The sequence below is a fragment of the Bradyrhizobium sp. 44 genome, assembly GCF_023073095.1.
Classification (GTDB): Bacteria; Pseudomonadota; Alphaproteobacteria; order Rhizobiales; family Xanthobacteraceae; genus Bradyrhizobium.
In genome coordinates, this window is record NZ_JADPIY010000014.1 from 982,184 (window position 1) to 995,518 (window position 13,335).

The following is a 13,335-nucleotide window of genomic DNA, read 5'->3' on the forward strand; positions in this document are numbered from 1 at the left end:
AATTGTCTTACTCGGCGTGCGCCCGCGCCTTCGCCGGCCAAATCCGGAAGGCGCGCCCCTCCTTCATCCACGCCGCGCGCTCGTCGCGCAACAGCGTGCGGCGAACTTTACCGGAATCATCGCGCGGCGGGACGCTGACGATCTCAAAACTCTCGGGATGTTTGTAGCGGCTGAGCCTGTCCTTCAAAAAGTCCGCCATGCCGTCGGCGATGGCCTGACCATCCGTATCGCCCTCCGGCTCGATGATGGCGTGCACGCGCTGGCCCAATTCCGGATCGGGCAATCCCACCACCACGCAGGAGCGCACACCGGGACTCTCGGAGACCGCCGCCTCGATCTCGGCCGGATAGATGTTGGCGCCACCGCGCAACACCATGTCGGCAAGGCGATCACCGAGATAGAGGTAGCCTTCCGCATCCAGCCGGCCGATGTCGCCGAGCGATTCCCAGCTGTCCGCGCGGCGCTTCGGCTCCGCGCCGAGATAGTGATAGGTGGCGTCCTGGCCGTCATTGTTGAGGAAATAGATCTCGCCCGTCTCGCCCGGCGCGACGTCGTTGCCGTCCTCGCCGATGACACGCAGCTTCGCCGTCTCGCCGATCTTGCCGACCGAGCCTTTATGCGTCAGCCATTCCGTGCCTGATATGACGCAGGAGCCTTGGCGTTCGGTGCCGCCATAGAGCTCCCAGACCCTGTCAGGTCCGAGCCAGGCGATCCAGTTTTCCTTCAGCCAGGGCGGCATGGGTGCAGCCATATGAAACACGGTCTGAAGGCTCGAGACGTCGTAGGCGTTGCGCACGCTCTCCGGCAGCGCCCAGATCCGGTGCATCATGGTCGGCACGAAATTGACCCATTGCACGCGCTCTTGCGCGATTTGCCGCAGCGTCTCCTCGGCGTCGAACCTGGTAAGCCCGGTGAGCTGGCCGCCGGTGAACAGCGCGTAGTGCGACACGATGAACGGCGCGTTGTGGTAGAGCGGACCGGGATTGAGCAGCGAGACCCCGAAGGGGATGTTGAGCGGCGGCGCGGCGATGGTGTCGGTCACCGCCGGCTGGTGATCGAGGATCACCTTCGGGCGGCCGGTCGATCCGCCGCTGGTCATGGCTTTCCAATAGCGCGCCACCGGTGCGGTGAGCGGCTCGTCCGAAAAGCCTTCCGGCACGAAATCCGCGGGCAGTCGGTTCGGCGCGTTCCAGTCGACTTCGCCGCCAACCACCAGCGCCGGCTTCAGGATGTCGAGCACCGCGGCGGCTTCGCCGCGCGGCAGCCGCCATGACAGCGAGGTCGGCGTCGCCCCGCATTTCCACACCGCAAACGAGGTCTCGAAGAACGCATTGCCGTTGGGCAAACCGATCGCGACGAAGTCGCCGGGCCTGACGCCCTTGGCCATGAACGCCCGCGCGCGCCGATTGGCGCCGCGCTCCAGCGCGTCCCATGTCAGCGTATCCTGCCCGTGACGGACGGCGATCGTGCCTTGCGGTTTGCGCTCGGCGTACCAGCGCGGCACATCGGACAGGGGCAGCAGCATCAGGCGTTTCCACTTCGTTTTCTTGGCGTCGCCAATGAGGCGACCGCAGGATGAAGTGACGCTGTGACTCCTGCGCCACGTCAAGCAAAAAATGTCAGCATCGCAGTCATGAAATTCCCGGGTTCCATGGGTGACAAGCCGGCCATAAAGGGGCAAAAATCAGCCCGACTCAGTTCGGGTTGAGTTTTGCAAGGAATGCTCTCGTAGAATGTCGGACGTAGTTGCATCGCGTCGTGCGGCGCTTGTGGTTGCCGCAGCAGGATTTTTCCTGCTGGCGCCGTCGCATGCCCAGGCACAATGGTGGAAGCGCGCGCCTGTTGACTTCGAGGCCTGCGCCGACGCCGCCGAAAAAGCCACGACCAAATCCGAGAAGACGGCTGCGCTTGCCGACTGCAACGCCAAATTCGCCGGCCGGCGCAAGGCAGGCGGCGGCTATTCCTATTACGATTTCCTCCAGGACCGCACCTTCGATATCGCCGGCCCCAATCCGACGCCGGAGGAGCAGAAGAAGATCGACGAAGCCTACACCGCCTATCTCGCCAATCAGCGCCGCAGCAATGAAGCCGCGCAGGCCACCGCGCGCCAGCAGCGCGAGCAGCAGGAACAACAGGTGCAGCAGCTCCAGCGGGTCGCGTTGCGAACCGAGGTCGAGCGCGTGCCGGTGCCGGTCGAGCGGCCGAAAGTCCAGCAGGCCGCCATCGGCGACGCGCGGCCGCGGCCGAAGGGCGCGCCCTGCACCAAGGGCTCGTTCTCCTGCGAATGGCCACGGCTGTCGGATGGATTGAACGACATCAAGAAGCTGTTCAGCCCTACGCCGAGCAAGCCGGCGAAGAAGGGCTGAGTCTCCGCCGTCATTGCGAGCGCAGCGAAGCAATCCAGGGTCTTTCCGCGTGGGGATTCTGATTGCTTCGCTGCGCTCGCAATGACGGGTGTGATGGAGACCGCGCTTACATCCTCAGTTCGGAGGCTTCTTCTTGCTGCGCTTGGGAGACGCAACGGGTGCATTCGCAGGCGCCGTTGTCGTCGGAGAACTGCCCAATTGCGACCTGCTCTCCTGCAATCGCCTGTCATAGCCGGGAGAGTTCATGACCGTCGGCGGCCGGGCCTCCGCGACCGAGGACGCGGCGCAGAGCACGGCCAACGCGAATCCGATCGTCAGACGACGTTTCATCGTTGCTCCTCCCGTCGCGCAGCCTGCACTCATGCGTTATCCGCGAACCCGCTGCGGCGTCAGCCGCGGTGAGCCCTTGCCCGCGGCCTCAGCCTCTTTGATCAGCGCAACAATGCGGCGCGACAGCGGCACGTCGACATTGTTTTGTTCGGCGAGCGCGATGATCGCGCCCTGGAGATAGTCGATCTCGGTCTTGCGGCCCTGCTTCAAATCCTGCCACATTGAGGAACGCGCCTCGGGATCGATCTTCATGGTCCGTCCCAGGATCAGCTTGAAAATCGGATCAGGCAGTCTCAGTAAGCTGGGCGTCCAGGATGACGGGATCGGCGTCGCCGAGACCGGTGTAATGCCCGCGGCCCTCATCGCAGCCAGCCCCTCCGCCATCTGGTCGGCGAACAGCCTTCGCCAATCGCGGTTCGCCAATTGCGCGGCGAGCGGCATGTCGGACAAGGCGCTGAGCGCGTTGTTCAAATTGATGATCAGCTTGCCCCATTGCACGCCGGTGATGTCGTGGCTCGCGCGCATGGCGAGCCCCGGCACCGACAGCGCTGCGGCCGTGCTCGCATCATCCTCGCCGACATGAATGTCGCCGGAGGTCGAGCGGTGGAAGCGGCCCTCGCCCATCCCGACCACGTTGAAAGGCACCATGCCGGCGAGCACGCGGCGGTCGCCGAGGCGCTCGCGCAGCACCGCGACATTGCCGACGCCGTTTTGCAGCGAGACGATGACGGCGTCCTGCGGCGCATGCTGCGCGATCTGGTCGGCGACACCGGCCGTGTCGGCGCTCTTCACCGTGACCAGCACGATGCCGGCACTGTGGAAGATCGCGGGATCTTCCGACAGCGCGAGTTGGCCCGGGTCGAGCTTCGTCTCGGAGCCGACGAAATCGGTCAGAACCAGGCCGAACCGCTCGATCTCGGTCTTCACCCGCGGCCGCACCAGGAACGCGACGCGGCGGCCGGCAGCCGCCAAGGTGCCGCCGACGAAACATCCGATGGCGCCTGCGCCGGCCACCACGATCGGTCGATCCGCCATCACCTCGGCCTGCCCCCTTTAACGATCTGCCCTCGATAGCAGAGGCTGTGCCTGCTGCCCATTCCCGCAGTTGCAGCGCAATCGCCTTGTAACCGTCATGACAGCCTCATATGTTTTCGAACGGGGCTTGTTACCGGCAAGAAAGCGCCAAAGGAGAACGCCATGGGTTTGCTCGACGTCCTCAACGGCATGCAGAACGGCCCGCGCGGCCCAAGCACGCCGAGTTCACAATCCTCATCCAGCGGCGGCATGTCGCCCATGACCATGGCCCTCCTTGGCCTGCTCGCCTGGAAGGCATTCAAGCATTTGAGCGGCAACCAGACCGGCAGCGCGCCGCAGCCGTCCCCAGCACCGACGCCGACGCATCTCCCCCCGCCGGTGAATGCGGGTGCTGGCGGCGGCCTCGGTGACCTGTTGAAGGGCGGCCTTGGCGGCCTGCTCGCGGGCGGCGCGGCCGGCAGCGTGCTCAGCGGCGGGCTCGGCGATCTCCTCAACCAGCTCCAGCAGAGCGGTCATGGCGACGCTGCCAACACCTGGGTCGGCAAGGGCGAGAACAAGGCGATCGCACCAGGCGATCTCGCCAATGCGCTCGGCGCCGACCAGATCGAGAGCCTGTCCGCCCAAAGCGGCTTGTCGCGTGACGAGCTGCTCTCGGGTCTCAGCCAGTATCTGCCGCAGGTGGTCGATCATCTGACGCCGGACGGACGGCTGCCGACCGAGCATGAGATCGCGGGCAGAGTCTGAGTTAGTTTAGTCAAACGAGGGAAGCACGGACATGAGCATGGGTGGCTTGTTGTGGATCATCGTCGTCGGCTTCGTCGCCGGCCTCATCGCGCGTTGGCTGGCGCCGGGACCGAACAATCCGAGCGGCTTCATCCTCACCACCATCCTCGGCATCGCCGGCGCGTTTCTCGCGACCTTCATCGGCCAGGCCATCGGGCACTACAGTCCCGACCAGGGCGCGGGATTCATCATGGCCACCATCGGCGCCGTGGTGGTGCTGTTCATCTGGCACCGGCTGGTGGCGAGCGGCGTGATCAAGGGGTAGCGCGCCAGTGGGAGCTATCAACATACTCGGTGTCGTCCCGGCGAAGGCCGGGACCCATAGCCACCGAATTCAGTTTGGCGAAGACTAGCAATTCCCGGTTTCGCGCCTCACTACCTCTTGTGGTTATGGGTCCCGGCCTTCGCCGGGACGACGCCCGTATTTGCCGCGCTAGCCGCGCCCTCACGTCACCAAATGCATCCCCGCATCCATGCGCACGACCTCGCCGGTCATGTTGCTGGAGGCCGGCATCGCCAGGAAGCAGACGAGCTGCGCGATGTCTTCCGCCGATGATGCGACCTTCAGCGGCACCTTGGCCACGACGCTGTCGCGCACCTGCTTGGCGCCCGCCTCGCCACGGCCTTTGGTGAACCAGGGCGTATCGATATAGCCCGGGCATACCGTGTTGACACGGATCAGCGGCGCCAGCGCGCGCGACAGCGACAGCGTCATCGTGTTGAGCGCGCCCTTGCTCGCGGCGTATGCGATCGACGATCCGACGCCGCTGATGCCGGCGACGGAGGAGATGTTGACCACGGCGGACGGCCGCCCAGAGGCCTTGGCGCCCGCCTCGAGCAGGCTGCGCGCCGCGCGCACCATCTGGAACGGGCCGATGGTGTTGACGCCGTACAGGCGCTGGAAATCTTCCGCCGACAATCCATCGAGATCGGCATGAGCGACATGCTTGGTGGTGCCGGCATTGTTGACGAGCACGTCGAGCCGGCCCCAGGCGCCAGCTGCCGCAACGATCTTGCGGCAATCGTCATCCTTGGAGACGTCGCCCTGCGCGACCAGAACTTCCGGTGAGCCCGCTTTGCGGCACAGCTCAGCGGTCGCCTCCGCTTCCTTCTGGCTCGAGGAATAGTTGATGACGAGCCGCGCTCCGCTCCGTGCGAGAATTTCCGCGGTCGCAGCACCCAGGCCGGAGGCGGACCCCGTCACGACTGCGCACAAACTGTCCTTTGCCATCCGGATTTCCTTCCCCTTGATTGAGTATCGACATTCTGTTTAGCGAGTTTGCCGCGCCCTGCAAATCGAGCAAACTCCGCTAAGCGGAATTAGCTCATCGCCCATGCCCGCGCCGCAGGTTGACCTGCGATCAGCGCTTGTCAGGGCCATGGCTTTTTTGGATCATCGGGCGCAAGAAGAACCTGCGCGTCCGCCCACGGGGCGGGAAGCGCCAATGGCAAAACACGGGGAACGCTGTGGCGGAGAGTGACAATATCGTCGTCGAGACCGCGGAGAAAATCTTCGCCGATCTCGCCGATCCGCAGACCGTCAACAACGACAAGAAGGATTCATGGCAGGCGCCGCTGTGGCAGGCGCTGAGCGAAGCCGGTTTGCCGTTGGCCTGGGTGCCGGACGATCTCGGCGGCTCCGGCGCGAGCCTTGCCGACGGCTTTGCGCTCCTGAACGCCGCCGGCCGTTTCGCCGTCGCGGTTCCCCTGGCCGAAACCATGCTGGCGGGCTGGCTGCTGGCGCAGGCGAAGATCGCATCCCCCGAAGGGGAGATGACGGTGCTGCCGGCGTCGCCCAAGGATCGCATCACCCGCGACGCCGACGGCGCGCTCTCCGGCCGCGCCCGCGGCGTGCCCTTCGCAAAGGCGGCAAAGCACTTCGCAGTGCTGGTCCACGGCAAGGACGGCGCCTCGATCGCGCTGGTCGATGCGAGCAAGGGCCGGATCGAGACCGGGCTCAATGTCGGCTACGACCACAGCGACACCGTCACGCTCGACAAGGTGCAGCCCGTCACCGTCAAGCCCGCCCCGAGCGGCTTTGACCAGACCACAATGATGCTGATGGGCGGCGTCGCGCGCAGCCTTCAGATCGCGGGCGCGCTGGAATCGATGCTCGACATCTCCGTGCGCTATTCCAACGAGCGCGTCGCGTTCGAAAAGAAGATCTCGAAATTCCAGGCCGTGCAGCACAATCTCGCCCGCCTCGCCGGCGAGTCGGCTGCCGCCCTTGCCGCGGCGACCTCGGCCGCCGATGCCATCGCCAACGCAAGATCGTTCGACGACGCGGTCTATCTCGAAGCCGCCTCGGCAAAGATCCGCTGCGCGGAAGCCGCGGAAAAGGGCGGCGCCATCGCGCATCAGGTTCATGGCGCGATCGGCTTCACCTTGGAGCACATCCTGCACCGCTATTCGCTGCGGGCATTGGCCTGGCGCGATGATTTCGGTTCGGAAAGCCACTGGGCCGTCGAGCTCGGCAAGCTCATTGCCAACCGCGGCGCCGACGAATTGTGGCCGCTCGTGGCTTCGCGCTGATCAGGGACGAGACAACAATGACTGCTGCCCTCCGTTTCGATCCGATCCGCCTGCCCGAGAAATGCGAGCAATTGCGCAAGGAAGTGCGCGCCTTCCTCGCGGAGGAAATCGCCGCCGGCACCTTCGATCCGCACAAGCCCAACCGTGAAGACACCGACGCGCCGGAATTTTCTCGCCGGGTCGGCGCCAAGGGTTGGCTCGGCATGACATGGCCGAAAAAATATGGGGGCCAGGAGCGCTCCTTCCTCGAACGTTACGTGGTGACCGAGGAGATGCGCGTCGCCAACGCGCCGACGCGGCGGTTCTTCGTCGCCGACCGCCAGAGCGGGCCGGTTCTGATCAAGTACGCCCCGGAGCACATCAAGATGGACATCCTGCCGCGTATTTGTCGCGGCGAGATCTGCTTCGCGATCGGCATGAGCGAGCCGAACTCCGGCTCGGACCTGTTCGCCGCGAAGACGCGCGCGACCAAGACCGACGGCGGCTATCTCATCAACGGCACCAAGATCTGGACCTCGTCGGCGCATATCGCCGACTACATGATCGCGATCTTCCGGACGTCGCAGCCGACCAAGGAAAACCGGCGTCACGGCCTGACCCAGTTCCTGGTCAAGATGAAGCAGCCAGGCATCCAGGTGAACCCGATCGGCCAGATCACCGGCCAGTACGAGTTCAACGAGGTCGTCTTCACCGATTTCTTCGTGCCCGACGATCATGTACTCGGCGAAGTCGACGGCGCCTGGAAGCAGGCCACCAGCGAGCTCGCTTATGAGCGTTCGGGCCCCGAGCGTTTCCTGGAGACCTATTACGTGCTGACCGAGCTGGTTCGCGCTGTCGGCCCCAATCCTGATACCCGCAGTGCCGAAGGCATCGGCCGGCTGGTGGCGCAGCTCCACACCATGCGGCGCATGTCGGTCTCGGTCGCGGGCATGCTGCAGGCCGGCAAGGAGCCGGTCGTTGAAGCCTCCATCGTCAAGGACATCGGCACCGTGTGGGAACAGCAGCTGCCGCACCGCGTGCGCGATCTCGCCGCCTTCGTCGAGGAGACCGCGACCAACCGCGAGACGCTGGAGCGGCAGCTCGACTTCGCCATCAAAACCGCGCCGAAACTCACCATCCAGGGCGGCACCACCGAGGTGCTGCGCGGCATCATCGCCCGCGGGCTTGGTTTGCGCTAATCATTCGAGGACATCATGAGCACTTACAAAGATATCGGCGTCGAGAAAGTTGGTCACGTCGGCACCATCGAAATCCGCCGCCCGCCGCTCAACTTCTTCGACATTTCGCTGATCAACCAGATCGCGGACGCGCTCGACGAGTTCGATCGCGACATCGAGATTCGCGCCTCGGTGCTGTCGGCGCAGGGCAAAGCGTTTTGCGCCGGCGCGAATTTCCAGGATCCGGCACGGCAGGCGCAAGAGGCACGCGAAGCCGACAAGACGGCAAAGGGCGATCCGGCCGACAGCCTCGGGGCGATCAACCATCTCTATATCCAGGCCGTGCGCATCTTCCGCGCCAAGAAGCCGATCGTCGCGGCCGTGCAGGGCGCCGCCATCGGTGGCGGATTGGGCCTCGCGGTCTCGGCGGACTTCCGGGTCACCTGCCCCGAAGCGCGCTTCTCCGCGAACTTTACCAAGCTCGGCTTCCATCCCGGCTTCGGCCTGACCGTGACGCTGCCCGAGCTGATCGGCAAGAACAACGCCGAACTGATGTTCTACACCAGCCGCCGCGTCACCGGCGAGGAAGCCTTCAAATGGGGCCTCGCCAACGAACTGGTGCCGCAGGACCAGGTCAGGGCGGCGGCACTGAAGCTCGCCAGCGAAATCGCCGAATGCTCCCCGCTCGGCCTCGTCTCCACCCGCGCCACGATGCGCGCCGGGTTGGCCGACCGCGTCATGGCGGCGACCAATCACGAGCTCGAGGAGCAGACCCGCCTGCGCGCGACGGAAGACTTCAAGGAAGGCGTGAAAGCCACGGAAGAGCGGCGGACGGCGAATTTCAAGGGCAGGTGATTGCGGCAGGGTCGCGCCGCACGCCCTCTCTCAATCCGTCATCCTGAGGTGCGAGTAGCGCGATGCCTAGCATCGCGCTGGGAGCCTCGAAGGATGAGCGGCCCCGCTGGTGGCCGTCGCCCTTCGAGGCTCGCCCAAGAGGCGAGCACCTCAGGGTGACGGATCACTACCAAGCACTCAACTGACGCGGAACGTCACCCCGCCGAGCAAGAACTCGTTGCCCGCCACGGCATGTCCCTTCGCCCTCGCGGCGTGCAACACACCGGCAACATCAGCGACCCGAAACTCCAGCGCGCTCATGATTTCGCTGGCGCCCTTCACGAAACGGAAGGTCGCGTTGGGCAACTTCAGTTCAGCATCGCCGCTCGGCGCAACGCCGATGATCTTGCCCCAATGCTCGGCCAGCCCTTGCGGATCCGGGCTCTGCATTTCCACGCTCGTCAACGCCTGCGTCACGTCCTTGCGGATGAATTTTTGCCAGTCGGGCCCCGCCGGTGGATACGGACCCAAAATGTCGTCGCTGCCTTCGGTGTGGTTGAACTCGATGAAGGCGGCGCGGCAGTCGCGGGGATGGAGCTGCACGCCGTGATAGGGCGCGTGGTCAATGACGTTGGCGGTGCGCACGCCAAGCGCGTTGGCGTTACGACCGCGCTCGTCGGGATCGTTGCAGCAGAAGATCGCCATGTAGCCGCCGCGCCCGCCGCTCTTCTCGATGAAGCGGCCGGCCGTGGTGCCGTCCTTGAACGGCGCGACCACCTCCAGCAGGATCGTGTCGACCGGCAGCAGCGCGTTCTCCAGGCCGTACTTTGCGACATTGCCGTCGCGGTAGCAGACAGCGAGGCCCATGATATCAGCGATATCGGTGATCACGGGCGCGAGCTGCGGCGCGACCAGGCAGATCTGCCGCAACCGCATATAGGGCGCCATCGTCATGCGCCCTTGAAGGTCGGCTTGCGCTTCTCGACGAACGCCTTGGCGGCCTCCTTGTGATCCTCGGTGTCGCTGCAGCGGGTGTGGTGGATCGCCTCGCCGTCGAAGCAATCCTCCAGCGCCAGATGCTCGGCATTGTTGATGTTGCGCTTGATGAAGCCGAGCGCGATCGAGGGCCCTTGCGCCAGCGACAGTGCGAGCTCGTGCGCGGCCGCGTCGATCTCGGCGTCGGGGACGACCTTCGTCAGCATGCCGATCGCATGCGCTTCTCTCGCGGAAAGCACCGGCGAGGTCAAATAGAGCTCGCGCGCCCGCGCGCTGCCGAGCAGCTGGGTGAGGAAATAGGTGCCGCCGTAATCGCCGGAGAAGCCGACTTTTGCGAACGCGGTGGTGATCTTGCAGGATTCGGAGGCGACGCGGAGGTCGCACGACAGCGCCATCGACAGACCCGCGCCGGCCGCAGCACCATCGAGCTGTGCCACCACGGGCTTTGGCATCTGGTGCAGGATACGCGACACTTCCATGCCGCGGCGCAGGTTCGCCATCTTCACTTCGAACGGCAGCGGCGCCCGGCCCTCGGCCATCGACTTGACGTCGCCGCCGACGCAGAAGCTGCCGCCCGCGCCCTTGAACAAGACCGCACGCACCTCCGGATCATCAGCCGCGCGCCGTGCCGCCACGACCAACCCGGCGACCATGTCCGGGTTGAGCGCGTTCTTCCGCTCGGGCCGGTTCATGGTGATGGTGAGCAGCCCGCCTTCGAGCTTCTGCAGGACCATGTCGTTCATGGGACGTCTCCCTTGCTGTTCTTTGCTTCGGTCTATCGACCTCGTCATTGCGAGCGAAGCGAAGCAATCCGGAAATGTTTCCGCGGAGACAGCCTGGATTGCTTCGTCGCTTCGCTCCTCGCAATGACGAGGTCTATTTCTTCACCAACGGACAGCGCGACTGCTCCAGCGACTGGAACGCCTCGCTGCCGGGCACGGTGGCGAGCAGCTTGTAGTCGTCCCAGCGGCCCTTGGATTCCGACGGCTTCTTGACCTCGAACAGGTACATGTCGTGCAACATGCGGCCGTCCTCGCGGATCTTGCCGTTCTTGGCGAAGAAGTCGTTGATCGGCGTCTCCTTCATCACTTTCATCACCGTCGCAGCGTCGGTCGTCCCGGCCGCCTTCACCGCTTTCAGATAGTGAGTCACGGAGGAATAGACGCCCGCTTGCGCCGAGGTCGGCGGCCGCTTCATGCGCTCCTGGAAGCGCTTCGAGAACGCGCGGGTGTCATCGTTGAGATCCCAGTAGAAGGCTTCCGCAAGCAACAGGCCCTGCGCGGTCTCGAGCCCGATCGAGTCGATGTCGGTCACGAAGGCGAGCAGCGGCGAGACCTTCTGGCCGCCCTTGGTGATGCCGAACTCGGCCGCCTGCTTGATGGCGTTGACGGTGTCGCCGCCGGCGTTCGCAAGCCCGATCACCTTTGCCTTCGAGGCTTGGGCCTGGAGCAGGAACGACGAGAAATCCGACGTGTTGAGCGGATGGCGCACGCTGCCAAGCACCTTGCCGCCGGTCTTGGTCACGACGGCGCTGGTGTCCTTCTCCAGATCCTGGCCGAAGGCGTAGTCGGCGGTGAGGAAGTACCAGGTGTCGAGGCCGGACTTCACGGCCGCAAGGCCGGTCACATTGGCCTGACCGTAGGTGTCGAACACGTAGTGGATGGTGTAGGGACCGCAGGCCTCGTTGGTGAGGCGGATCGAGCCCGGGCCGTTGAACATGATGATCTTGTTACGCGCTTTCGCGATCTCGCCGGCGGCAAGCGCAGTCGCGGAGGCCGCGACGTCGTAGATCATCTCGACGCCCTGATTGTCGAGCATGTCGCGAGCGATGTTGGCAGAGAGATCGGCCTTGTTCTGATGGTCGGCAGCCAGCACCTGGATCTTGCGGCCGAGCACCTCGCCGCCAAAGTCCTCCACGGCCATCTTGGCCGCGGTCTCGCTGCCGGGGCCGGTGATGTCGGCATAAAGGCTCGACATGTCGAGGATACCGCCGATCTTCAGTGGCGGCTTGTCCTGCGCCTGCACGGCGCTTGCACTCAGCGCCAGCGCAGCAGCGAAAATGCCCGACAAAACATGCTTCATCGAAAAAGACCTCCCTTGATCGCCTGTCTCTAATGGCGGCTTGGTTATTGGTGTTGCCGCAATCATGCCGCATGCGCGACAGCGCAGCAAGCGCGCGGGACGATGCAGATGAACGATCAACACGCGCTTTCCGCAAAGCGGAATGACGAGATGCGGAAGAGTGCCTCCGCCATCATTGCGAGCGCGGCGAAGCAATCCAGGATCTTTCCGCGGAGGGACTCTGGATTGCTTCGCCGCGCTCGCAATGACGGAGTATGAACAAACAGTCTTCGCTCCCCACCGCGCTTGAGTTATGGTTGGAGCGCAACGCAACCTTTCCGGGCAACGTGACGCGACTGCTTCATCTCATCGTCGCATGTCTTCTGGTCGCGGCTCGCGGTGCGTCCGCCACGCCGTGCCAGTTCGAGTCCCAGGGCGAAGGCCGCGTCGCCGCGATCGATGCGCGCAGTCTGCGTCTCGATGACGGCCGGGAAATCCGCTTGACCGGCATCGAGCCGACCGCGACCACGAAGCAGGCGCTGACCACGCTGCTCGTCGGTCGCGACGTTATTTTGCGCAGCGCTGACGACACGCCCGATCGCTATGGCCGCCAGGGCGCGCTGGTCTTTGTCGGCGAGAGCGACATCTCCGTGCAGGCAACGCTCCTCGCCCAGGGCGACGCCATCGTCTCCGCCGAGATCGCCGATAAGGACTGCGCGGCCGCCCTGATGGCGTCGGAGGCCGAGGCGAGGCGCCAAAAAAAGGGCAGCTGGGCTGACCCGTCGGCCATAAAAAACGCGGAAAGTCCGGACGATATTTTGGCGGGGATCGGGCGTTTTGTGGTGGTCGAGGGCAAAGTCCTGTCGGTCCGGCAAGCTGGGGCAATGACCTACCTCAACTTCGGACGGAACTGGACACGCGGCTTCGCCGTGACTATCTCAAAGCGCATGGTACCCGCGTTCGAAGGCGCCGGGATCGTCCTTAAGTCTCTGGAAAATAAACGTATTCGTGTCCGGGGCTGGGCTGAGGGGAATACGGGGCCGCGTATCGATGTCCGCCTCGTGGGACAGATCGAGTTGCTGGGCGCAAACGAGCCGACAGGGGTAAGGCCCTAAAAGGGGCCAGGCACGGGTTAAGCGACGTGAATGGGGTGCTAGGACGGCACGGACGAGGTGAACGCCGCCGCCTGCGGGCAGCGCCGGCTGCGCTATGCCTCGTGCTGGGTTCAGCCCTCGCCGGCT

The 13,335-nt window shown here is 64.8% G+C and carries 13 protein-coding genes; 7 read left to right on the top strand and 6 right to left on the bottom strand.

The window, feature by feature from the left end; translation table 11 throughout:
* Positions 1–7: 7 nt before the first annotated feature.
* Entirely contained in the window at positions 8–1,525 is a 1,518-nt protein-coding gene (locus IVB41_RS15490; protein ID WP_247432428.1) for an AMP-binding protein, read from the bottom strand.
* A gap of 208 nt (positions 1,526–1,733) precedes the next feature.
* On the opposite strand from IVB41_RS15490, the gene IVB41_RS15495 reads away from it, so the two are divergent.
* Positions 1,734–2,366 carry a hypothetical protein gene (locus IVB41_RS15495; RefSeq protein ID WP_007599309.1) on the top strand — a complete coding sequence of 211 codons (633 nt, stop codon included), beginning with the start codon at positions 1,734–1,736 and terminating at the stop codon, positions 2,364–2,366.
* 366 nt (positions 2,367–2,732) lie between these two features.
* Here the strand turns inward: IVB41_RS15495 and IVB41_RS15500 are convergent, their stop codons facing one another.
* Entirely contained in the window at positions 2,733–3,734 is a 1,002-nt protein-coding gene (locus tag IVB41_RS15500; RefSeq protein WP_247432431.1) for a 2-dehydropantoate 2-reductase, read from the bottom strand.
* A 159-nt stretch (positions 3,735–3,893) separates the two neighbouring features.
* On the opposite strand from IVB41_RS15500, the gene IVB41_RS15505 reads away from it, so the two are divergent.
* Positions 3,894–4,475 carry a YidB family protein gene (locus tag IVB41_RS15505; RefSeq protein ID WP_247283058.1) on the top strand — a complete coding sequence of 194 codons (582 nt, stop codon included), beginning with the start codon at positions 3,894–3,896 and terminating at the stop codon, positions 4,473–4,475.
* Positions 4,476–4,506: 31 nt separating this feature from the next.
* Entirely contained in the window at positions 4,507–4,779 is a 273-nt protein-coding gene (locus IVB41_RS15510) for a GlsB/YeaQ/YmgE family stress response membrane protein (RefSeq protein WP_196236584.1), read from the top strand.
* Between the two features lie 180 nt (positions 4,780–4,959).
* On the opposite strand, the gene IVB41_RS15515 is transcribed toward IVB41_RS15510, so the two are convergent.
* Positions 4,960–5,745 carry an SDR family NAD(P)-dependent oxidoreductase gene (locus IVB41_RS15515; protein ID WP_247432434.1) on the bottom strand — a complete coding sequence of 262 codons (786 nt, stop codon included), beginning with the start codon at positions 5,743–5,745 and terminating at the stop codon, positions 4,960–4,962.
* Positions 5,746–5,981: 236 nt separating this feature from the next.
* Between IVB41_RS15515 and IVB41_RS15520 the strand changes: the two genes are divergently transcribed.
* From IVB41_RS15520 to IVB41_RS15530, 3 genes are read left to right on the top strand one after another with little or no spacing between them, the layout of a single operon-like run.
* Positions 5,982–7,046, top strand: a complete 1,065-nt coding sequence (locus tag IVB41_RS15520; RefSeq protein ID WP_247432436.1) for an acyl-CoA dehydrogenase family protein — start codon at positions 5,982–5,984, stop codon at positions 7,044–7,046.
* Positions 7,047–7,063: 17 nt separating this feature from the next.
* Complete coding sequence (locus IVB41_RS15525; RefSeq protein WP_008133127.1) at positions 7,064–8,224, top strand: acyl-CoA dehydrogenase family protein; 1,161 nt, start codon at positions 7,064–7,066, stop codon at positions 8,222–8,224.
* Between the two features lie 15 nt (positions 8,225–8,239).
* Entirely contained in the window at positions 8,240–9,058 is an 819-nt protein-coding gene (locus IVB41_RS15530; RefSeq protein ID WP_247432440.1) for an enoyl-CoA hydratase/isomerase family protein, read from the top strand.
* 177 nt (positions 9,059–9,235) lie between these two features.
* Here IVB41_RS15530 and IVB41_RS15535 read toward each other — a convergent pair whose 3' ends face one another.
* From IVB41_RS15535 to IVB41_RS15545, 3 genes are all read right to left on the bottom strand, one after another.
* Positions 9,236–9,985 carry a hypothetical protein gene (locus IVB41_RS15535; protein WP_247283050.1) on the bottom strand — a complete coding sequence of 250 codons (750 nt, stop codon included), beginning with the start codon at positions 9,983–9,985 and terminating at the stop codon, positions 9,236–9,238.
* A 2-nt stretch (positions 9,986–9,987) separates the two neighbouring features.
* On the bottom strand, positions 9,988–10,776 hold the full coding sequence (locus tag IVB41_RS15540) for an enoyl-CoA hydratase (protein WP_247432443.1): 789 nt from the start codon (positions 10,774–10,776) through the stop codon (positions 9,988–9,990).
* A 133-nt stretch (positions 10,777–10,909) separates the two neighbouring features.
* Positions 10,910–12,115, bottom strand: coding sequence for an ABC transporter substrate-binding protein (locus tag IVB41_RS15545; protein WP_018452962.1), 1,206 nt, complete (start codon positions 12,113–12,115; stop codon positions 10,910–10,912).
* A 254-nt stretch (positions 12,116–12,369) separates the two neighbouring features.
* Between IVB41_RS15545 and IVB41_RS15550 the strand changes: the two genes are divergently transcribed.
* On the top strand, positions 12,370–13,209 hold the full coding sequence (locus tag IVB41_RS15550) for a thermonuclease family protein (RefSeq protein ID WP_247283044.1): 840 nt from the start codon (positions 12,370–12,372) through the stop codon (positions 13,207–13,209).
* The last annotated feature ends 126 nt before the right edge of the window (positions 13,210–13,335 follow it).